This is a genomic window from Actinoplanes sp. CA-131856, from assembly GCF_050956135.1.
Lineage (GTDB): Bacteria > Actinomycetota > Actinomycetes > Mycobacteriales > Micromonosporaceae > Actinoplanes.
In genome coordinates this window covers 6,573,588-6,593,206 of the sequence record NZ_CP191849.1, presented here as the reverse complement: position 1 = coordinate 6,593,206, position 19,619 = coordinate 6,573,588, and the positions used below count along the sequence as shown (strand labels likewise).

The window sequence follows — 19,619 nt, the reverse complement described above, 5'->3', positions numbered from 1 at the left end:
GCCTCAGATTTCGCAGCCGCCAGAAATTCATCACTACACAATGAAGTCGATCGATGCGTATTCGGCCGCGTGTGGTGCACGTCACAACTTTTGCAGGCGTCGAAGTATTGATCGCCAGGTCATCGTTCTCAGCAAATTTGCAGGGTGGCGGACCGGCTACTTCCCGTCATTGACCGTCCTGTATGGATGGCCTACTTTCGATGGCATCGTCCAATCGAAAGGAATGAATGTGCGAGGCCACAGAAGACGCCTGACCATCGCGGTCTCCTCTGCCCTGTTGACCATTCTGTCCACCGGTGTCGTCGGCACCGGCGCGGCAATGGCGGCCGAAGCGGAGCCCGCTGTCGAGGTGGCGCGAATCGATCGCGCCGAGATTCTGCGTTCGGCCATTCGGGGGTCGCAGTTGGAGAAGGTGTCCGCCACCACGCGGACGCGCGTCAAGAGCCACCTGGAGAGCGCGGCCCGCCAGGGCCGGCTCGTGAGCGCGGCCGACGTGCGGGTCGCCACGCTGCCCGACCCGTTCGCCGCCGGGGAGACGATCGACCTGGTCTGGACCGGGCAGGCGGTTCCGCAGCAGGCTCTGCTGGCGCAGGCCGACCACGGCGACGACGGCATCCAGTTCGGCCTGGGCGTCGCCATGGCGGAGGAACAGTCGCCGACGCTGACGCGCGCCGACGCGCCGCCGGCCACGAAAAGCAGTTCCGGATACGGCGGTTTCGCCGATGTTCAGAACATGTACACCTACAGCAATGACTGCCTGACCGTGTGGTTCAACCCCCGTTATGTCGGCGGGCAGCAGCACCAATTGGTGTCGTGTTACGAGAAGATGGCGCAGTCCCGTACACGGCACTGGATCTACAACCGGTGGGGAATGTTCACGGTCGGCCAGAACGGATTCCCCGGAAGCCGGACCGAGGTGGTTGATTTCACGCTCCGGTCGCGTCCGTGGTCGGGTCAGGAATCGAAGGTCACCCGTCTCAACAAGTGGGTGCCCGAGGGCCCGTCGCAGAATTGCTCCACCACATCGCCCGTGCAGATCGGCGGCGTCTACGGCGGTGTGACCGGAATGATCGCGATCCCGATCAACCAGTGCACGAATATCCGGGTCTTCGCGAACAGCCCGACCAACAAGGCCATCGGAGTCGACTGGGACGGTGTCAACCGTAGCCAGGTCCGCCTCGACATCGCCGGTGACTACGACGCCTCCGATGCCGTGGTCGTGCCCTCCTGGGCCGACTACAGCTGGGCCGAGGTGCACAGCTGCCCGAACATCGGAGTCGCCTGCTCCGTGCACGGGCAGTTCACGAAGGAGCTGTGGTCGCAGATCGACAGCGGCTGGTAAGCACCGATGCCGGACATGAGTCCGCAGGGTCGGCGTGTGTTCGGCGGTGCCGGCACACGCCGATCCGGTGCGGTGACGACAGTTCTGCTCCTGCTGGCGATGGTGACCGCGGGATGTACGGCGGACGACCGGCGCACCCCGGCGGTCGCACCGATGACCACACAGGGCGCCACCGGGGAAGGCGCCGCCACCGGATGCGAGGGCTCGCCGACGCGCGAGCCGTGCGACGAGGTCACCGTCGACGGGCGGACGATCCGGTACGCGTTCCTCCCGGCCCAACGGGACACCGCGGACAGCGTGCTGGTGGACCTGGGCGGCCCCGGTTTGTCGGTGCTTTCCGGCGCCCACCGGCTCGCCTCGCTCAAGGCGCAGTCCGGCCGGCTCGGTTCCTCGTACAACTGGATCGTCATCGAGGAGCCCTGGGTCACGGCGCCCGTCGATGATCAGTGCGCGACGGCCCTCACCGGGTACTACGAGGAGCTGTCCGCCCGCGGCGGCCTGGCGACCACCGCGTCCTCGCTGCGCGAACAATGCCGGCTCGACGGCCCGGCGCGGCGATGGGGATTCGAGCCGCGCCAGTACGACCAGGCCGTGCGAGCCATCGCCGGCAAGCACCGCACGACGATCGCCGGTTTCGTCGGCCACTCCTTCGGCGCCGCGCGACTCGGCTATCTCACCGGCACGCGGCCGCGCTGGGCAATCCTGTCCAAGCCGTTCCCGGTCGGCGCGTCCGCCGGTGAGCTCGTCATGGCCCGGGCGAAGGCGGTCGAGGCGGCCGCGCCCCAGGGAGCGGGACCGGTCGCGAGCGACAAGATCTCCGCCTTCGACTTCGCCTCGGCCCGGGTGGGGCTCGGCTATCTCACCGGGGACGCCCTGCGGGATCAACGGGCCGCACTTCTCCAGCGGCACGATCCCGCGGCCGCCCGCCGGCTCTCCGACAGTCTGTGGTTCCGCTACGGCGACGACGCGATCGCCCCCGCGCTGCTGGCGCAGTTCGAGGAGATCTGCCCGTTGACCGGCCCACTGGGCGGCGAACAGATCGCCACGGCTGTGGAACGGGTGCTCCGGGCCAGCCTTCTGCCGTGCGCCGCGCCCCGGCAGTCCCCGCCGCCCTCGGCGCGGGTGGGTAAGGTCTGCGTGATCACCAGCGACGCGGACACCGTCGCGCCCGGCCGGCTGTCGCGCGAGCACCTCGGCCGGATCTACCCGGCGGCGTCGTTCGTGGGTCTGGGGCAGTCACCGCACACCTCCGGCGACGGCCTGGCGCAGTGCCACGACCGGGTCGATCCCTGATCGTTTGACCAGGGAAGACATTGATGGGCGTCAGGGGCGGCGGGAAAGGCGGCCGTGAGATACTGGTTGCTCTGCCGCGGAAGGGATGGGGTGCCGGCGTGCCGATCGATGATCTGTACGTCGCTCGTGACGACACCACGACGATCGTCTCGCGGCGGCGATTTCGGGTTGGCGGCACCAGGAGCAGCACCGCGCGGTGGGGTGGCGTCGAGGAGACCGTCTCGGTGCGGCAGTCGCCGCTTCCGGCGCTCACGCCGCGCGGGTTCGCCGCGGTCGTCGTTCCGCCGGGGCTCACCGTGGGCGCGTTGTGGCTGGCCGGCGTGGGTGCGGAGATCGTGGTGGGCGCCGGCGTGGCGGTCTTCCTGGCCGGCGCTTATCTGAACCCGTTGCTGTCCCGGCTCCGGCCGGCCGCGAAAAGGGCACGCCCTCCGGCGGATCAGCCGTTCCGCACGCTGTTCGACGAGCCGGAGCGGCAGCGGTTCGGGCAGGCGCTGGATGTGGCCCGGGCGCTCAGCGCGACCTGGCCGGAGCTGGCGGGGCTCGTCGACCGCCGCGAGGCCGTGTGGGCGCTCAACCAGGCCCTGTGGGACATCGCCGACCTGCTCGCCGGCCACCAGGAGATCCGCCGGCTCGCGGAGTCGCTCGACCGTGAGGGCGCGGGCGGCGGCCCGCTGACCGGCGAGCTTTCGCGCACCCTGGCCGGGCAGCTGGCCGAGGCCCGTGGACGGCTGCGGCGGCTCGACGACGAGGTGACGTCGAGGATCGCGGCCCTGGAAACCGCCGAGTCGGCCGGCCGCGGCCTCGTGCGGGAGATGCGGCTGATCGAGGCGATGCGCGAGGCCGCCCGCTCGCTGGGCGAACAACCGGCCGCCCCGGCCGTCGACCCGGGCGCCGAACTGGCCGAGCGAACCACCGCGGTGATCGACGCGTATCGCGAACTTTCCCCGGACTTCCGGCCGCCGGGCTAGCGCGGCTCCCAGAGGAGGAGCTGGCGGTGGTGGGTGAAGCCGTTGCGCAGGTAGAAGTCGACCGCTCGGCGGCCGGAGTGGACGGTCACGTGGGACAGGGAACGGGTGCGGGCCTCGGCCAGGATCGCGGTCATCAGGGCGGTGCCGACGCCCCGGTGGCGGAACGGCTCGCGGACCATCACCGACTGGATGTCGCCGAAGGAGCGGGTTGCGGCGTCGTTGCGGGGGATCCGTTCGGCTATCAGTAGCCAGGCGGCGCCCACCACCTGGCCGTCCACGTCGGCGACGAACGGTAGGTGGGTTTCCGCGTGGGCTGTCGTCCAGTCGGCGAATGCCGTGCGGCCGGCCGGGGTGATGTCCTGGAGCTCGGCCAGCGCCGGAATGTCGGCCGCGGTGGCCCTTCGCGCGATCACGGGGTGGCGTGGCGGCGGCGGAAGGCGGCTGCCCGGGCTCGGTTCTGGCAGGTCAGGCAGCAGAAGCGGCGCTTGCCGGCGGGGGAGGCGTCCACGTAGACGTCGGCGCACTGCACGTCGGCGCAGACGCCCAGGCGGCCCGGGTGGGCTGACAGATGGTGGCGTAACGCCAGGGCGGCGGCGGCCCTGGTGGCCTGGGTGGGGTCGTCGACCGTCCAGCATTCGGTGAGGGTGGCGTCGAGCTCCGGGCGTACCCCCGAAAGCTGGAGCAGCGCGGTGACCTGGACCGCCCGCGCGGCCTGGTCGGTGGTGGCGAAGATCGGGTGCAGTTCGTCGGCCAGCGGGGTCAGGGCCGGCGTGGCCGGGGCGCGGCCGTCCATCCGGCACGGCAGGGTGCCGCTCTCGTTGACCAGCGCGACCACCTCGGCGGGGGTCATCTCCGCGATCCGCACTCCAACAGTCTAACGCGTTAAGGGGGTTGATTGCGTTGCGCGAAGGCGTAACGTGATGAACGGGTCTATCACGTTAGGGGATGGTCATGGCGACGGCACGTCAATGGGCCGGGCTGGCGGTGCTGGCGCTGCCGTGCCTGCTCGTCTCGCTCGACGCCGAGGTGCTCAACCTGGCGGCGCCGCAGCTGGCGGCCGATCTGCGGCCGAGCGGGGTCGAGCTGCTCTGGATCATGGACAGCTATGTGTTCGTGGTGGCGGGGGCGCTGATCGCGATGGGCGTGCTCGGCGACCGCATCGGGCGGCGGCGACTGCTTCTGATCGGCGGCGGGGCGTTCGGGGTGGCCTCGTTGCTGGCGGCCTTCGCGCCGACGCCGGGGCTGCTGATCGCGGCCCGGGTGCTCATGGGGCTGGCCGGCGCCTCGCTCATGCCGTCGACGCTGGCGCTGATCCGGGCGATGTTCCACGACCCGCGGCAGCGCGGGACAGCCCTCGGGGTGTGGAGCGCCAGCTTCTCGCTCGGTGGTGTTCTGTCGCCGCTTGCCGGCGGTTTTCTGCTGACCCATTTCTGGTGGGGGTCGGTCTTCGTGATCGCGGTGCCGGTGAGCGTGCTGCTGCTCGTTCTCGGGCCGGTGCTGCTGCCGGAGTCGCGCGACCGCTCGGCCGGGCGCTTCGATTTTCCGGGTGCGGTTCTGTCACTGCTCGCGGTGCTTCTTTTCGTGTACGGCCTGAAGGAGCTGGCCGCCGCCGGGTGGCATCTCCTGCCCGTTGTCTCGGTGCTGCTGGCGGCGTTTGCCGGGCTTCTTTTCGTACGCCGTCAGAAGCGCACGGCCGCGCCATTGCTCGACCTCGCGATCTTCCGGTCGTCCCGGGTGAGTGTGGCCCTGACCGGCAACGCGCTGTCGTACTTCGTGCTCTACGGCACCCAGCTCGCCATCGCCCAATATCTGCAACTCGTGCTCGGTCTGAGCCCGATGACGGCGGGTCTGTGGACGCTGCCGTCGGTCCTCGCCTTCCTGGCGTCGTCGCTGCTGGGGCCGATGCTGGCCCGGTGGTTCCCGGCCGGCCGGGTGATCGCGGCCGGATTGGCGGTGATGAGTGCGGGATTCGCCGCGATGGCGTTCACCGGGCTCGGTTTCGTCGTGGCCGGAACGGTGGTCTTCTCGATCGGGCTGGCCCCGGTCTACATCCTCAGCACCGATCTGGTGGTGTCGTCGGTCCCGCCGTCGCGGGCCGGAATGGCGGCGGCGGTCACCGAGACCGGATCGGAGCTGGGCGGGGCGCTGGGAATCGCCGTTCTCGGTTCGATCGGGGTGGCCGTCTATCGGCACGGCTTCTCCGGCGGCGGGACGCTCGCGGACGCGGCCGGCACCGTGCACCAGGGTGCCGCTCAGGCCGCGTACATAAATTCCTTCGCATTGATGTCACTGGTTTCCGCCCTGTTGGTGGCCGTGGCCGCCGTGCTCGCCTGGAAAGTGTTGCGGCCCACTTCCTTGCCGCCACAAGCGGATGACGCGAAACCGTCCGATGTAGTCTTGATAGCTCCGTGATAAGCGATTTCGGTCACATGGGCATTTTCGTTTGTCGTTGCCCTCTCCGTGCCGGTAGACTAGTTTTCCTATCTGATTGATAGTAAATGAACCGGGGGTAAACGCGATGACTACGGCCGCCCACAAGGCGACAGAGCCGGTTTCGCGACGTCTCACCCAGAGGGAGCTCGACCGCGACGACATCTGGGACCGCCTGGTCAAGCCCGGGGTCCGCCTGCCGTCGGCGTCGCTGCTCGAGGCCGATCTGGGCCCCATCCACCTCGACCGCCTGCGTGCCACCGGCCCGATCGTGCTGGTCTTCTTCCGGTACGCCACGGACGAGGCGTCGAACGCGGCCTTGGCCGATTATGAACACCGCCTCATGCCGGCCCTGTCCGAGACCGACGCCCATTTGGTGGCCGTGAGCCCGCAGATCCCGCGCCGGCTGGCCGAGATCAAGCGCCGCCACGACCTGAGCTATTTCGTGGCCGCCGATCCCCGGAACACGCTGATCGACGCCTTCAACCTGGGCTTCCGCGAGCCCGGGGCCGACAAGATTTTGGGCGCCAAGCGGTCGGTCCTGCCGTTCCCGGCCGTGGTGATCGCCGACCGCGCCGGCGTGATCCGCTATGCCAACGTGCGCCCCGATGGCGCCTTCTACCCCGAGCCCTCAGAGATCCTGGGCGTCGTCAAAAGCCTGTCCTGAACATGAACGGAAGGTGTCCTGACGGGGTATAGCCTTGCGCATGCGCCGAGATCAGGAACATGCGCTCGAAGTGCGGCTGGCGGTCGCGGCGGCCGGCGCCGTGGTGCTGCTGGTGCCGTTCGCGGTGATCGCGGCCATGGTCGTCGGCGACGTGGACTGGCTGCACGGCCTTGACCAGGACGTCTCGACGGCGGTGCACGACGTCGCCCTCGGCCATCCGGCCTGGGTCGACTTCATGGCCGGGTGGTGCCTGGCGTTCGACCCGTGGGTGTGGCGGCTCGGCGTGCTCGCCCTGGTGATCTGGCTGGTGCGGCGGGGCGCCCGGCCGCTCGCCTGGTGGGCCGGCATCACGATGGCCGCCGGCGGGCTTCTCGGCGTACTGCTGAAACTGCTCTTCGAGCGGCACCGGCCGTCGTTCCTCGACCCGGTGGCCCAGGCCGCGGGCTATTCGTTCCCGTCGGGGCACGCGCTGAACAACGCGCTCGGCGCGGCCGTGGTCCTGATGGTGCTGCTGCCCCTGACGCGGCAGCGGCCCCGCGCGCGGTTCACCCTGCTGGCCGCCGGCATCGGCATCCCGGTGGTGACCGGCGTCTTCCGGGTCGGCCTGGGCGTGCACTGGGTCAGCGACGTGGTCGGCGGCTGGATCTTCGGGCTGGCCGTGGTCGCGGCCACGACCACGGCGTTCCTGGTCCGCCGCCGGCGCCGCGAGGCCCTGGCCGACGCCATGGTGTGACGGCTACGGCCCGGTGACCGCCTCCTCGACCGGCCCGATCCACTCCTCGGCGACGCCCTGCCGCTCCAGGATGAAACGCACCCATCGGCGCAGCGCCGTCGGCAGCGCGGCCCGCGCCTCGGGCTCGAGGTCGGCGCCGTTGTCGGGCACCCAGTCGTTGAGGAAGAACCGGACCCAGGCCGGGCTCCACTTCAACGGGCCGCTGGCGAAGTAGGTGTCGCCGAAGTCGAGGAACAGCTCGGCCAGCGACCGCACGACCGGGTCGAGGGTCTCGAAGTCGTCCAGGATCTCCAGGCGCTCCGTCCCGTCCATCGACGTCCGCTCGCGCGGGGCCGGCAGATGCTCCCGGCAGCGCGACCAGAACAGCGCCCGCAGGTCGGCGAAGTCCTCGGCCTCGGGCCGGAACGGGGCGTCGTCGGTGCCGCGCATCGCGTCGGCCAGCTCGGCCAGGATCTCCCCGGTGGGGTGCTCGGTCAGCGGCCTCTTCCAGGCGGCGAGGGCGTCCGCCTCGAGCAGGGTGAGCCGTTCGGCCCAGACGATGCCGGTGTAGTAGACCTCGGCCATCAGGATGTGCGGGTCCTGGTCGTACTCGATGAAGAGCACATGCTCGCCGTCGTACGCGTCGACCGAGCGCCACGCCCGCACCGCGGTGAAGGCGGGCACGCCGAACCAGGCCGGCAGCGGCTGGCTCTCGAACAACCGCCCGATGGCTTCGTCGAGCAGTTTCCGCTCGCCGGGCGGAGCCACCCGGCGCAGAGCGGCCAGGGCGGCCAGGGCGTGCGGCGACGGCCTGGCCGAGGCGCGCGCCACCACGTCGGCGCAGAGCTGATGCTCCCCGTCCGTCCGCCAGGCCTCGCCGAGCCAGGCGCTGGCCCACTCCTCGATGTCGAGGATCGTCTCGTCCTCACCGAAGGCGAGGGCGTCCCGCATCAGATAGTCCGGCATCGTCAGGTCGCGCGCGGGGTGATGGACCCGGATCGACCGGCCACGGCTTCTCGGCATGGTGCGACTTTAGTGGAGCCGCCGCCAGAGGAACTCCAAAGTGAGGGCCCACAGCCTCGACGCCTGCTCGTTGTCGGCGGCGGCGCCGTGACCGCCCTCGACGTTCTCGTAGTACAGCGTCTCGTAGCCGTTCTCCCGCAGCCGGGCGGCCATCTTGCGGGCGTGCGCGGGGTGCACGCGGTCGTCGCGGGTCGAGGTGACGAGCAGGATCGGCGGATAGGGAAGACCGGGACGGACCTGCTCGTACGGGGAGAAGGCGCTCAGGAAAGCCCAGTCGGCCGGGTCGTCGGGGTCACCGTACTCGGCGATCCACGACTTGCCGGCCAGCAGCCGGGTGTACCGGCGCATGTCGAGGATCGGGACCATGGCCACGATGGCGCCGAACAGCTCCGGATAACGGGTCAGCATGGCGCCCATCAGCAGGCCGCCGTTGCTGCCGCCCAGAGCGCCCAGCCGGCCGGGGGTGGTGAGGCCCCGGGCGACCAGGTCGGCGGCGACGGCCGCGAAGTCCTCGAACGCGCGCGGGCGGTTCTCCCGCAGCGCGGCCCGGTGCCAGGCCGGGCCGTACTCGCCGCCACCGCGGATGTTGGCGACGACATAGGTGCCGCCGCGGGCCAGCCAGGCCCGGCCGAACACGCCGCTGTACTCCGGCGTCTGCGGGATCTCGAACCCTCCGTACCCCTCGAGAAGGGCCGGGCCCTCGGAGTCGCCGCCGACGACGAAGTAGGGGACGCGGGTGCCGTCGGCCGAGGTGGCGAAGAACTGGCGCACGGACATGCCGGCGGCGTCGAAGAACGCCGGCTCCCGCTTGAGGACGACGGCCGGGCCGCCGGCCGTGGCCAGGCTCAGCGTGGCCGGCTGGAGAAAACCCTCGGAGCAGACGAGGTACGAGTCGTCGCGGTCCGGGTCGGAGTCGGCGATCCAGGTGCTGGCGAAGTCGCCGGCGTCCGGCAGGGGCCGGCGGCGCCACTCGGGCTCGTCCGGGGTGAGGATCTCGACGTGGCTGCGGACGTCGGTCATGGTCACCAGGATCAGGTGGTGACGCGTCCACGTGAAGGAGCTGAGCGACGTGCGGTCGTCCGGGCGGAACAGGAGCGTCAGATCGCGGTCGCCGGCGAGAAAGCGTACGAAATCAATCGCCAGTAAAGCGCCCGCCGGGTGACCCAGCCACGGCGAACGGAGCTGAATGAGCATCCAATCGCGGTGCAGGCTGAAGTCGGCGTTCTCCGGAATGTCGATCCGCACGAGCTCACCGGACGGCCGCAGGAGGAAATCCTCGGCGCGGTAGAAATCGAGACGGCGGAAGACGAAGTCGCGCTCGTACCCCGGAGTGGTGTCGTGCCAGGCGCCGACTTCGACGTCTTCCGGCTGCCCAGCGAAGATCAACTCGGCCTCGGTGAGCGGAGTGCCGCGCCGCCAGCGCTTGACGGTGCGCGGATAGCCCGACGAGGTCAGCGAGCCCGCCCCGAAGTCGGTGGCGACGAAAATGTGGTCGGCGTCGATCCACGCGACGCGGCTCTTCGCCTCCTTCAGCGTGAAGCCGTCATCCACGAAGGCCCGTCGCGTCAGATCGAATTCGCGCACCACAACGGCATCGGCGCCACCGCGGGAAAGACAGACGAGACAGCGGTCGTACGAGGGTCGCAGCACCGTGGCGCCGCCCCACGCCCAATTCCCGCCCTCGGCCCGATTGAGCGCGTCGACGTCGAGCAGCACATCCCATTCGGGCTCCTCGAGCCGGAACTGCTCGGCGGTGGTACGCCGCCACAGCCCGCGAGGATGGTCGGCATCGGTCCAGAAGTTGTAGTAGAAGCCGTCCCCGCGCCATCCCGGCATCGGAATGCGCTCCTTGCTGTCGAGCACCTCGCGGATGGCCTCCCGGAGCCGCCCGTCACCGCCGAGCACTTCGAGCGTCTCGGCGTTGCGCTCGCCGACCCACCGCACGACGTCAGGCCCGTCAAGATCTTCGAGCCAGATGTACGGATCGTCAGGCACCCGTCCACCTTCGCACGACGTACTACTGTTCCGCCATGGCGCCCTTCCGGACCATGGTGAGCGCGAGCTACCGCCTGTTCCTGGTGTTCGACCCGGCCTACGACGAGCCGGCCGAGTTCGAGATCGCCCTCAGCGCCGCCCGCGCGGGCACGGTGGGCTGGGCCGACGGGGTGGTGGCGGTCAATACGGAGCAGGACCTGGCCCGGATCGCCCTGGACATCGAGATCCTTCCCGCCCCGCCCCCGCCGGCCGCGGCCTTCGGGGAGAGCCGCCTGCTGGTGCCGACGGGAACCCTGGCCGTCGACAAGTCGATCGACGAGGAGTTCCTCCGCGGCGTGGCGCTCCCGCCCGGCCCCGGCACGTACGGCGCGAGGCTCCTGGCCCACGGCCGGGACGACATGCGGCGGGCCCATGCGGAGGCGTTCGCGCCCGGCTTCACTTACGAGAGCAGCGCCGCGGTGATGGACAGCATGGCCGGGGTCGAGCACTACCGGCTCCAGCTGTGGCACGTGGACGCGAATCCCGACTGGACCGGCTAGTCGAGGTCGAAGATCGGCTTTCCGGCGGCGCGCAGGTGGCGCAGGGCCTCGAGGATCGAGTAGCAGTCGGCCAGGGCGTTGTGGGTGGACTCGGCCGGGCCCGGCCGGCCCAGAGCGTGGGCCAGGCTGCCGGCGGCCAGGTGGGCGGTCACGGGCAGAGCCCGGTTGAGGTACGGGCGGACGTTCACGAACGGCGGCAGCGGCTGGGCCGGGGCGCGGTCCGGCGGCGACTGGAGGATCAGGTTCTCGCCGAGGATGACCATGTCGTTGCCGTACGACAGGGTGTAGGCCCCGTCGCAGAACTTCAGGAAGTCGTCGAGGGCATCGGCGAAACCGACCCCACGCTCGGCCACGGACTGCGCGGTGATGCCGGTGAGCTCCTGGAAGTATTCGGAGAGCCGCGGATTGCGGGCCGGCACGACGAGCGCGTCGAACTCGCCGTCCACGGCCAGGCTGTCGGCGTCGACCCGTACGGCCCCGATCTGCACTATCTCGCGGAACTCACTGGGACCGGTCCATCCGCGGTCCTGAGCGCCGGGCCACGTGGTGAACTCGAGGTCGAAGATCACGATCACGGCCCGATGCTAGGAAACAAAGGTGAACGGCGCCTGCCGATTTCAGGACTGCCGTCGCCGGTTGCCGACTGTGCAGTGGTAGCAGAGGTCGAGGCCGTCCTCTGATCGGTACCACTCGTGGGCGCCGCAATCCTTTCGGCCCTTTGGGGCCAGGCGCAGGAGGGCGAACGGCAAATGGGTGCGCACGCGGGTGCGCCAGCGGTAACGGGGCATGGGGCTAGAGGGTGATCCAGTAGCGCTTCACGGTTTTGCCCTCGGTGGTGCGGATGTCCTCGAGGATGCCGCCGTTGGACTCGATCGTGCGGGCCGAGGGCTCGTTGGCGGGGTCGCACGTGACCAGGACGCGGTCGAGGCCCAGCTTGCGGGACTCGCCGAGCATCTCGGACAAGGCCCAGCGGGCCAGGCCCCGGCGGCGGGCCGAGGGGCGGACGCTGTAGCCGATGTGGCCGCCGTAGTTGAGCAACTGGTCGTTGAGGGTGTGGCGCAAGGCTATGGCGCCCAGGTAGCGCTCGTCCTCGACCATCCAGCGGTACGAGCAGTGCACCCAGCCCTCGGCGGCGGGGACGGCCGGGTCCTCCTCGGTCAGCAGGCGCCGCACCCACGTGGCGAAGCCGTGCTCGGTGTCCACCTCGTCGGTGGGGCGGAGGCCGGCTCCGTCCTGGTGGGTGCCGCGGCCGAACTCGTCGCGGGACTCCAGCCAGGACGTGTGCAGGCGCGGGGTCGGTGCGATCAACTCGGGCATGCGCCGAGCGTAGGTCACGGGGTGGCGGACAGCGTCAGCAGCGTCTGGATCTGGGACTGGCGGCGGGCCGTGACCGTCTCGGCCAGGGCTCGCGCGGGTGGGTAGGCGCCGGATGTGGTCTCCATGCGGGCCGTCTCGACCACGTTGCCCAAGTGGCCCAGGAGGAGGCTCACAGCCGTACGGTCGAAGGTCTGTGACGAGCGAAGCTCGGCTATGTCGGACGGCCGCAGCATGTGCAGGGCGCCGTGGCCCTCGTGCGACGTGGAAGGGGCGGTCAAGGGCTGGCTCCAGCCGAGCAGCCAGCGCTGCATCTGGGCCAGCTCCTCCTGCCACTGGGCCTGGAGCTCGGTGGCCAGGGACCTGAGGCGCGGGTCGGTGGCGCGTTCGGTGGCCAGGGCGGTGACCGAGGAGCCCTCGGCGATCTGGGACATGCCCATCTGCAGGTACATCACGTCGGTGCTGTTGAAAGCCGCGGCCGGCGGGCTGGTCTCCGGCTGCGTGGCGCAGCCGGAGACCAGCAGGATCGCGACCAGTGCGGCTCGCAGCGCTAGTTTCGCGCCCACAGGGCCGGCACGTTCGGCGGCTCCCAGCCGGCGAGCGCGGTGTGCGCCTGGCGGCAGGTGTAGGAGACCCCGTTGTAGGTGACGACGTTGCCGGGGGAGTACGCGGTGCCGGCGCGCCACGTGCCGGTGGCCGGCGGCGTGGTCGTCGGGGGAGTGGTGGGCGGCGTGGTCGTCGGAGGTGTGGTGGGCGGTGTCGTGGGCGGCGTGGTGCCTCCGCCGCCGATGTTCAGGTCGACGCAGGCGTAGAAGGCCATGGCCGTGTCGGCCACGTTCCACCGGGCCAGCACGGTCTGCCGGCCGGTGAAGCCCTTCATGCCCACCGTGTGGGACTTGGTGGCGCCGGGCTGCGCGCCGCCGTCGTTGAACGAGGCCAGCAGCGTGTTGCCGATGAAGTACTCCCACGTGCTGGTGGAGTGGCGGGCGGTCAGCACCCAGTTGAAGTTGACGGTCTGCCCGACCGAGGCGGCCGGCCAGTTGCGGCTGTTGTCGTTGAGCACGGCGAAGCGGCTGCCGCCGCCGTTGCACTGCTTCGAGCCCTTCGGGGCCTCGACGCTCTGCGGCTCGTAGACGATGTCGCCGCAGTTCGCCACGGCGCCGCTGGCGCAGTTGGCCTGGCGGCTGGGCGGCGACGAGATGTAACCGTGCGCCGCGGCGGGGGACACCGCGACGAACAGCGAGGCGACCAGGGCTCCGACGGTCAATGCGGGGAGGGTGAATCTGCGTCTCATGAAGCACTCCTTCATGGGGGGGATGCCGCCCAACTTAAGTTAAAGACTGTTAACAGTAAAGAGACCCATCGATTTCTGGTCCTTTAATTAAGCTGGTGAAAGAAGTGGCCGATTAACAAGCTCGTGCGCAACATCCATGACGTCCTCGACGCGCGAGCCGTGACCACCCTGTTCCAGCCCTTGATCGAGATCTCCACGGGGCGGCTGATCGGTTACGAGGCGCTCAGCCGTGGCCCCGCCGGCAGCCCGTGGGAGATGCCGGACGCGCTGTTCTCGGCCGCCCGCGAGGCCGGTCGCGAGAACGAGCTCGACTGGATCTGCCGCGCGCTCGCCTACCGGGCGATCCTCGCGTCCGACCAGGATCCGAGACTGACCTGGTTCGTCAACATGGAGCCGGCGGCGGCCCGTACGGAATGCCCGGCCGACCTGATCGACGTCGTCGAGCAGGCCCGTCATCGGCTGCGCGTGGTCACCGAGATGACCGAGCGGGCCATCGCGGGCGACCCGTCCGGCCTGCTGTCGGCCGCGGCCACCTGCCGCGACGCGGGCTGGGGAGTGGCGCTCGACGACGTGGGGGCCGACCCGATGTCGCTGGCGCTCATGCCGTTCGTCCACCCGGACGTGGTCAAGCTCGACATGCAGTTGCTGCGCGAGCCCGGTGACCGGCACACCGCCAAGGTGGTCGCCGCCGTCGCCGCCTACGCGGAGGCCAGCGGCGCGATCGTGCTGGCCGAGGGCATCGAGACGCCCGAACACCTGGCCATCGCCCGGACCATGGGGGCGACGATCGGGCAGGGCTGGTTGTACGGGAGGCCGGCACCGCTCGCGGTCGGCGACCGCGAGGTGGCGACACTGCCGTTCATCCCGCCGCCGGCCCGCGACGACCGGACGCCGTTCGAGATCGTGGCGGCCCGGCGGCCGCTGACGCGCGCGACCAAGGAGCACCTCATGCCGACCAGCCGGCACCTGGAGGCCCTGATCGGCGACGGGCACGACGCGCCGGTGCTGCTGGCCTGTTTCCAGGAGGCGCGGCATTTCACGCCGGCCACGGCGCGTCGCTTCGAGCGGATCGCGGCCGGCAGTCCGCTGGTGGCGGCGCTGGGTCTCGGCCTGACGGCCGAGCCGGTCCCGGGGGTGCGGGGTGCGTGCCTGGACGCTAGCGACACGCTCCGCGGCGAGTGGAACGTGATCGTGGTCGGCCCGCACCGGGCGGCCGCGCTGGTCGCCCGCGACCTGGGTGACACGTGCGCCGACGGCCAGCGCAGCTTCGACTTCGCGCTGACCCACGACCGGGCCCTGGTCGTGGAGGCGGCCCGGTCGCTGCTGTCGCGGCTGGCGCCGGCGCAGAGCGCGGCCGGATCCCTTGCGACAGCAGCTGTAGCGCGGTAGCAGGTCAGGAGCGGCGGTCGAGGAACTCGTAGACGTCCTGCGCGTCGACGCCGGGGAACGTGCCGGGCGGCAGCGCGGCCAGCAGATGCGAGTGCACGCGGGCGCTGGGCCAGGCGTTGCCGGCCCAGCGGTCCACCAGGTCGGCCGGTGGGCGCCGGCAGCATGCGGGGTCGGGGCAGCGTGAGGTCGTACGCCTCGTGGTGTCTCCGCCCCGGAACCAGCGGGCGTGCTCGTACGGCGTGCCGACCGTGACCGAGAACTCGCCCGACCGCGTGGACTCGATGTGCACCGTGCACCAGTACGTGCCGGCCGAGGTGTCGGTGAACTGGTAGAACGACGAGTACGGGTCGTCGGCCTGGAAGATCGTGCGGGAGGCCCACTTGCGGCAGATCGGCTGCCCCTCGATGGCCCCGGTCACGTCGCGGGGAAAGCGGACCCCGTCATTTTCGTACGCCTTGTAGACGATCCCGTTCTCGTGGACCCGGGTGAAGTGCACCGGGATGCCGAAATGATGGGTCGCCAGGTTGGTGAACCGGTGCGCCGCCGTCTCGTACGACACCCCGAAAGCGTCCCGGAAGTCGTCGATGGCCAGCGCCCGGTCGGCCTTGGCCTCCTTGAGAAAGGCGACCGCGAACTTCTCCGGCATGAGCAGTGCCGCCGCGAAGTAGTTGGCCTCGACCCGCTGCCGCAGGAAGTCGCCGTAGTCGGCCGGCTCCGGATGCCCGAGCACGAAATGCCCGAGCGTCTGCAGCACCACCGCGCGCGGGTCGTGGCCCTTGCCGCTGGCCACCTGCGGCAGATAGATCCGCCGGTTGTTCAGGTCGGTGACCGAGCGTGTGGAGCCGGGCAGGTCGTTCACGTAGTGCAGTGAGAAGCCCAGTTGCGCCGCGATGTCGAGGATGCCGCGCTGTGACAGCGGGCCGGTGGTGTGCTTGATCGGCCGCAGCACCTGGGCCGCGGCCTCCTCGATCTCGGCGAAGTAGTTGTCGCGCTCGCGCATGTTCACCCGCAGCTGCGCGTTGGCCCGCCGGGCCACCTCGGGCGTGGCGCTCTGCTCGGTGAGCAGCCGGTTCAGCTCGCGATGCAGGCCGACCAGCGACTCCAGGGCGTCCGCGGGCAGCCTGCGGCCGCCGCGGACCAGGGGCAGACCGGAGCTTTCGTACGCCGGCGAGCGCTGGAAATGGGCGAGCTCGATCTCCAGTCCCGCGCGCCGGCTCGGCGCCTCGGCCCGCAGCAGCTCCTGCATCCCGACGCCGAGGGCGCCGGCCAGGGCCTGAAGGACCGACAGCTTGGGCTCGCGCTTGCCGTTCTCGATCAGGGACAGCTGCGACGGGGCCCGGCCGACCGCCTCGCTGAGCTGCTCCAGCGTCAGGTTCTTGCTCTTGCGCAGGTGGCGGAGCCTCTGGCCCAGCATCACGAGGTCGACCTCGGGAGGTGAAGCGGTCACGCGTTTGACGCTAACAGAAATTCTGCGTTTCTTCTCGTCACAAACGCCTTCTGAGCGCTGTACAGGGTGCGCGACAGTCAAATTCTTCCACCGAGAAGGGACTTTTTCACCATGACTGATCAGCTGACCGAAGTTCGTGGCGGTACCGCGTCGGACCTCACTCGGGCATGGGCCGGCGATCCCCGGTGGCTGGGCATCAAGCGCAGCTACACCGCGCAGGACGTGGTCAAGCTGCGCGGCAGCGTCCAGGAACGGCACACGCTGGCCGAGCGCGGCGCGCAGCGCCTGTGGGAACTGCTGCACAGCGAGGACTACATCAACGCGCTGGGCGCGCTCACCGGCGGGCAGGCCGTCCAGCAGGTGCGGGCCGGCCTCAAGGCCATCTACCTCTCCGGATGGCAGGTCGCGGCCGACGCCAACCTGAGCGGCAACACCTATCCCGACCAGTCCCTCTACCCGGCGAACTCGGTGCCCGCGGTCGTCCGCCGCATCAACAACGCGCTCATGCGCGCCGACCAGATCGACACCGCGGCCGGCCGGCACGAGCGGGACTGGCTGGCCCCCATCGTGGCCGACGCCGAGGCCGGATTCGGCGGGCCGCTCAACGCGTTCGAGCTGATGAAGGCCATGATCGTGGCCGGCGCGGCCGGCGTGCACTGGGAGGACCAGCTCGCCAGCGAGAAGAAGTGCGGCCACCTCGGCGGGAAGGTGCTCATCCCGACCTCGCAGCACATCCGCACCCTGAACGCGGCCCGGCTGGCGGCCGACGTGCTCGGCGTCCCGTCGCTGGTCATCGCCCGCACCGACGCGCTCGCGGCCGACCTGCTCACGACCGACGTCGACGAGCGGGACCGGCCGTTCCTGACCGGCGAGCGTACGGCCGAGGGTTTCTTCCGGGTGCGCAGCGGCCCGGACGCCGCGATCGCCCGCGGTGTCGCCTACGCCGACTACGCCGACCTGATCTGGGTCGAGACCGGCAAGCCCGACCTCGAGTTCGCCCGCTCGTTCGCCGAGGCGGTGCACAAGGAGCACCCGGGCAAGATGCTGGCGTACAACTGCTCGCCGTCGTTCAACTGGAAGCGCAACCTCGACGACGCCGACATCGCCCGGTTCCAGAAGGAGCTCGGGGCGATGGGCTACAAGTTCCAGTTCGTCACGCTGGCCGGCTTCCACGCGCTCAACCACTCGATGTTCGAGCTGGCCCGCGGCTACGCCGAGAGCGGCATGACGGCGTACGTCAAATTGCAGGAGGCCGAGTTCGCGGCCGAGGCCGACGGCTACACCGCGACCAAGCACCAGGCCGAGGTCGGCACCGGCTACTTCGACGCCGTGTCGACCGCGCTCAACCCGGAGTCGTCCACGACCGCGCTCAAGGGCTCGACCGAAACGGAGCAGTTCTGATGGCCAATGAGGAAATCACGATCACGGGTACGACGGAAGGCCGCTACGCCGAGATCCTGACCCCCGAGGCCATCGCGTTCGTCGTGGCTCTGGACCGGGAGTTCGGCGCCCGCCGGGTCCAGTTGCTCGAACGTCGCCGCCGGCGCCGGACGACGCGTACCTCCGAGTTGGACTTTCTGCCCTCGACCCAGCACATCCGCGACGACGCGTCGTGGACGGTGGCGGCGCCGGCGCCCGACCTGCTCGACCGGCGAGTGGAGATCACCGGGCCGCCCGAGCGCAAGATGACGATCAACGCGCTGAACTCCGGCGCCAAGGTGTGGATGGCCGACTTCGAGGACGCCACCGCCCCGACCTGGGAGAACGTGGTCATCGGGCAGCTCAACCTGCGCGACGCGCTCGACGGCGACCTCGACTTCACGTCCGGCGAGGGCAAGGAGTACAAGGTCAACGGATGGATCCCGACCATCATGGTGCGGCCGCGCGGCTGGCACCTGCCGGAATGCCACGTGCGGATCGGCGGGCGGGCGGTGTCGGCGACGCTGTTCGACTTCGGGCTGTACTTCTTCCACTGCGCGCAGAGGCAGATCGACCGGGGCTCGGGACCGTACTTCTACCTGCCCAAACTGGAGTCGCACCTGGAGGCGAGGCTCTGGAACGACGTGTTCGTGTGGGCACAGGAGACGTGTGGCATCCCGCGCGGGACCATCCGGGCCACGGTGCTGATCGAGACGATCACGGCGGCCTTCGAGATGGACGAGATCCTGTACGAGCTGCGCGAGCACTCGGCCGGTCTGAACGCGGGCCGCTGGGACTACCTCTTCAGCATGATCAAGAACCGGCCGGACGTGGTGCTGCCGGAGCGGTCGCAGGTGACGATGACGGCGCCGTTCATGCGGGCGTACACCGAACTGCTGGTCCGGACCTGCCACCGCCGCAACGCGCACGCGATCGGCGGGATGGCGGCGGTCGTGCCCTCGCGCGACCCGGTGGCGGCGAAGCGGGCGCTCAACCAGGTCCGGCAGGACAAGAGGCGCGAGGTCGGCGACGGGTTCGACGGGTCGTGGGTGGCGCACCCGGGCCTGGTCGAGACGTGCCGCGACGTGTTCGACCAGTGGCTGGGGGACGAGCCGCACCAGATCGTCCGCAAACGTGAGGACGTCCAGGTGACGGCGACCGAACTACTGGACGTGAAGGCGGTGGGGGTGCAGGTCAGTGAGGTGGCGCTGCGCAACAACGTGAGCGTGGCGCTGCGTTACATCGCGGCGTGGCTGGGCGGCCGGGGAGCGGTGGCGCTCGGCGGGCTGATGGAGGACGCGGCCACGGCGGAGATCTGCCGGGCCCAGCTCTGGCAGTGGATCAACGCGAGCACACCCACGGACTACGGGGTGCCGGTGAGCGCGGCGCTGGTGACGAGGATGCTGCGCGAGGAGCTGGACGTGCTGAGCGAGACGGGAGCGCTGGACGAGGACGCGGCCCGGCGGTTCGGTCAGGCCAGGACGCTGCTGACGGTGCTGCTGACCGAGCGGACGTGCCCGGAGTTCCTCACGCTGCCGGCCTACCTGCGCCACATGTCGGGCGGGGCGGCCGTCGCCCCGGAACCCACCGCTGAGGCTACTGTCGCGGCCTAGGCGGTCCAAGGAAACGGCGCGACCCGGCACCGGTCGCGCCGTTTCCGTGTGGGCTGGGCGGCGATTCCGGGCCGGTCGCGCCGGCTTGGGGGAGAAGCGCGGAGTACGGGGCATCGGTGGGGTGGCGGGAGGCCGTACTATCTCGGCGCGACGCTGCGGGGGCTGCTGCGCGCG

The 19,619-nt window shown here is 70.3% G+C and carries 19 protein-coding genes; 10 read left to right on the top strand and 9 right to left on the bottom strand.

Going from position 1 to position 19,619, the window contains the following annotated elements; translation table 11 throughout:
* Positions 1–40 precede the first annotated feature (40 nt).
* From ACQP2X_RS30610 to ACQP2X_RS30600, 3 genes are all read left to right on the top strand, one after another.
* Positions 41–1,342 (top strand): hypothetical protein, encoded by a 1,302-nt coding sequence (locus ACQP2X_RS30610; protein WP_498687762.1) that lies wholly within the window; start codon positions 41–43, stop codon positions 1,340–1,342.
* Positions 1,343–1,414: 72 nt separating this feature from the next.
* A complete protein-coding gene (locus tag ACQP2X_RS30605) occupies positions 1,415–2,635 on the top strand; it encodes a hypothetical protein (protein WP_498687759.1) in 1,221 nt (406 codons plus the stop codon).
* Positions 2,636–2,733: 98 nt separating this feature from the next.
* Positions 2,734–3,603, top strand: coding sequence for a hypothetical protein (locus tag ACQP2X_RS30600; RefSeq protein WP_498687756.1), 870 nt, complete (start codon positions 2,734–2,736; stop codon positions 3,601–3,603).
* Here ACQP2X_RS30600 and ACQP2X_RS30595 read toward each other — a convergent pair.
* Positions 3,600–4,016 (bottom strand): GNAT family N-acetyltransferase, encoded by a 417-nt coding sequence (locus ACQP2X_RS30595; RefSeq protein ID WP_498687754.1) that lies wholly within the window; start codon positions 4,014–4,016, stop codon positions 3,600–3,602. The genes ACQP2X_RS30600 and ACQP2X_RS30595 overlap by 4 nt on opposite strands.
* Positions 4,013–4,468, bottom strand: coding sequence for a CGNR zinc finger domain-containing protein (locus ACQP2X_RS30590; RefSeq protein WP_498687752.1), 456 nt, complete (start codon positions 4,466–4,468; stop codon positions 4,013–4,015). The genes ACQP2X_RS30595 and ACQP2X_RS30590 overlap by 4 nt, the downstream gene beginning before the upstream one ends.
* An 86-nt stretch (positions 4,469–4,554) precedes the next feature.
* Here ACQP2X_RS30590 and ACQP2X_RS30585 point away from each other — a divergent pair, with 86 nt between their 5' ends.
* From ACQP2X_RS30585 to ACQP2X_RS30575, 3 genes are all read left to right on the top strand, one after another.
* Positions 4,555–6,015, top strand: a complete 1,461-nt coding sequence (locus ACQP2X_RS30585) for an MFS transporter (protein ID WP_498687749.1) — start codon at positions 4,555–4,557, stop codon at positions 6,013–6,015.
* A 106-nt stretch (positions 6,016–6,121) separates the two neighbouring features.
* Positions 6,122–6,700 carry a redoxin domain-containing protein gene (locus tag ACQP2X_RS30580; protein WP_498687747.1) on the top strand — a complete coding sequence of 193 codons (579 nt, stop codon included), beginning with the start codon at positions 6,122–6,124 and terminating at the stop codon, positions 6,698–6,700.
* 40 nt (positions 6,701–6,740) lie between these two features.
* Positions 6,741–7,433 carry a phosphatase PAP2 family protein gene (locus tag ACQP2X_RS30575; protein ID WP_498687745.1) on the top strand — a complete coding sequence of 231 codons (693 nt, stop codon included), beginning with the start codon at positions 6,741–6,743 and terminating at the stop codon, positions 7,431–7,433.
* Positions 7,434–7,436: 3 nt separating this feature from the next.
* On the opposite strand, the gene ACQP2X_RS30570 is transcribed toward ACQP2X_RS30575, so the two are convergent.
* Positions 7,437–8,435, bottom strand: a complete 999-nt coding sequence (locus ACQP2X_RS30570) for a hypothetical protein (RefSeq protein ID WP_498687744.1) — start codon at positions 8,433–8,435, stop codon at positions 7,437–7,439.
* Positions 8,436–8,444: 9 nt separating this feature from the next.
* Positions 8,445–10,430 carry a prolyl oligopeptidase family serine peptidase gene (locus tag ACQP2X_RS30565; protein WP_498687741.1) on the bottom strand — a complete coding sequence of 662 codons (1,986 nt, stop codon included), beginning with the start codon at positions 10,428–10,430 and terminating at the stop codon, positions 8,445–8,447.
* Positions 10,431–10,465: 35 nt separating this feature from the next.
* Here ACQP2X_RS30565 and ACQP2X_RS30560 point away from each other — a divergent pair, with 35 nt between their 5' ends.
* Positions 10,466–10,969 carry a hypothetical protein gene (locus tag ACQP2X_RS30560; RefSeq protein WP_498687738.1) on the top strand — a complete coding sequence of 168 codons (504 nt, stop codon included), beginning with the start codon at positions 10,466–10,468 and terminating at the stop codon, positions 10,967–10,969.
* On the opposite strand, the gene ACQP2X_RS30555 is transcribed toward ACQP2X_RS30560, so the two are convergent.
* From ACQP2X_RS30555 to ACQP2X_RS30540, 4 genes are all read right to left on the bottom strand, one after another.
* Positions 10,966–11,544: an exonuclease domain-containing protein gene (locus ACQP2X_RS30555; RefSeq protein ID WP_498687736.1), complete on the bottom strand. Its 579-nt coding sequence runs from the start codon at positions 11,542–11,544 to the stop codon at positions 10,966–10,968. The genes ACQP2X_RS30560 and ACQP2X_RS30555 overlap by 4 nt on opposite strands.
* 217 nt (positions 11,545–11,761) lie before the next feature.
* Positions 11,762–12,286: a GNAT family N-acetyltransferase gene (locus ACQP2X_RS30550; RefSeq protein ID WP_498687734.1), complete on the bottom strand. Its 525-nt coding sequence runs from the start codon at positions 12,284–12,286 to the stop codon at positions 11,762–11,764.
* A 14-nt stretch (positions 12,287–12,300) separates the two neighbouring features.
* On the bottom strand, positions 12,301–12,849 hold the full coding sequence (locus ACQP2X_RS30545; protein WP_498687732.1) for a DUF305 domain-containing protein: 549 nt from the start codon (positions 12,847–12,849) through the stop codon (positions 12,301–12,303).
* Positions 12,834–13,577 carry a lytic polysaccharide monooxygenase gene (locus ACQP2X_RS30540; RefSeq protein WP_498687730.1) on the bottom strand — a complete coding sequence of 248 codons (744 nt, stop codon included), beginning with the start codon at positions 13,575–13,577 and terminating at the stop codon, positions 12,834–12,836. Before ACQP2X_RS30540 ends, ACQP2X_RS30545 begins: the two co-directional genes overlap by 16 nt.
* Positions 13,578–13,700: 123 nt before the next feature.
* Between ACQP2X_RS30540 and ACQP2X_RS30535 the strand changes: the two genes are divergently transcribed.
* Positions 13,701–14,966, top strand: coding sequence for a sensor domain-containing phosphodiesterase (locus ACQP2X_RS30535; RefSeq protein ID WP_498687727.1), 1,266 nt, complete (start codon positions 13,701–13,703; stop codon positions 14,964–14,966).
* Between the two features lie 4 nt (positions 14,967–14,970).
* On the opposite strand, the gene ACQP2X_RS30530 is transcribed toward ACQP2X_RS30535, so the two are convergent.
* Positions 14,971–16,413 (bottom strand): helix-turn-helix domain-containing protein, encoded by a 1,443-nt coding sequence (locus tag ACQP2X_RS30530; RefSeq protein WP_498687725.1) that lies wholly within the window; start codon positions 16,411–16,413, stop codon positions 14,971–14,973.
* Positions 16,414–16,524: 111 nt separating this feature from the next.
* Here ACQP2X_RS30530 and aceA point away from each other — a divergent pair, with 111 nt between their 5' ends.
* On the top strand, positions 16,525–17,814 hold the full coding sequence (gene aceA, locus ACQP2X_RS30525; RefSeq protein WP_498687724.1) for an isocitrate lyase: 1,290 nt from the start codon (positions 16,525–16,527) through the stop codon (positions 17,812–17,814).
* Positions 17,814–19,445 (top strand): malate synthase A, encoded by a 1,632-nt coding sequence (gene aceB / locus ACQP2X_RS30520; protein ID WP_498687723.1) that lies wholly within the window; start codon positions 17,814–17,816, stop codon positions 19,443–19,445. Before aceA ends, aceB begins: the two co-directional genes overlap by 1 nt.
* Positions 19,446–19,619 lie beyond the last annotated feature (174 nt).

Excerpts from the sequence above, each read along its gene's own strand:
- ACQP2X_RS30540 (WP_498687730.1), bottom strand. The coding sequence starts at position 13,577 with ATGAGACGCAGATTCACCCTCCCCGCATTGACCGTCGGAGCCCTGGTC.
- ACQP2X_RS30585 (WP_498687749.1), top strand. The coding sequence starts at position 4,555 with ATGGCGACGGCACGTCAATGGGCCGGGCTGGCGGTGCTGGCGCTGCCG.
- ACQP2X_RS30560 (WP_498687738.1), top strand. The coding sequence starts at position 10,466 with ATGGCGCCCTTCCGGACCATGGTGAGCGCGAGCTACCGCCTGTTCCTG.
- ACQP2X_RS30580 (WP_498687747.1), top strand. The coding sequence starts at position 6,122 with ATGACTACGGCCGCCCACAAGGCGACAGAGCCGGTTTCGCGACGTCTC.
- aceB (WP_498687723.1), top strand. The coding sequence starts at position 17,814 with ATGGCCAATGAGGAAATCACGATCACGGGTACGACGGAAGGCCGCTAC.
- ACQP2X_RS30610 (WP_498687762.1), top strand. The coding sequence starts at position 41 with ATGAAGTCGATCGATGCGTATTCGGCCGCGTGTGGTGCACGTCACAAC.
- ACQP2X_RS30550 (WP_498687734.1), bottom strand. The coding sequence starts at position 12,286 with ATGCCCGAGTTGATCGCACCGACCCCGCGCCTGCACACGTCCTGGCTG.
- ACQP2X_RS30575 (WP_498687745.1), top strand. The coding sequence starts at position 6,741 with ATGCGCCGAGATCAGGAACATGCGCTCGAAGTGCGGCTGGCGGTCGCG.
- aceA (WP_498687724.1), top strand. The coding sequence starts at position 16,525 with ATGACTGATCAGCTGACCGAAGTTCGTGGCGGTACCGCGTCGGACCTC.
- ACQP2X_RS30570 (WP_498687744.1), bottom strand. The coding sequence starts at position 8,435 with ATGCCGAGAAGCCGTGGCCGGTCGATCCGGGTCCATCACCCCGCGCGC.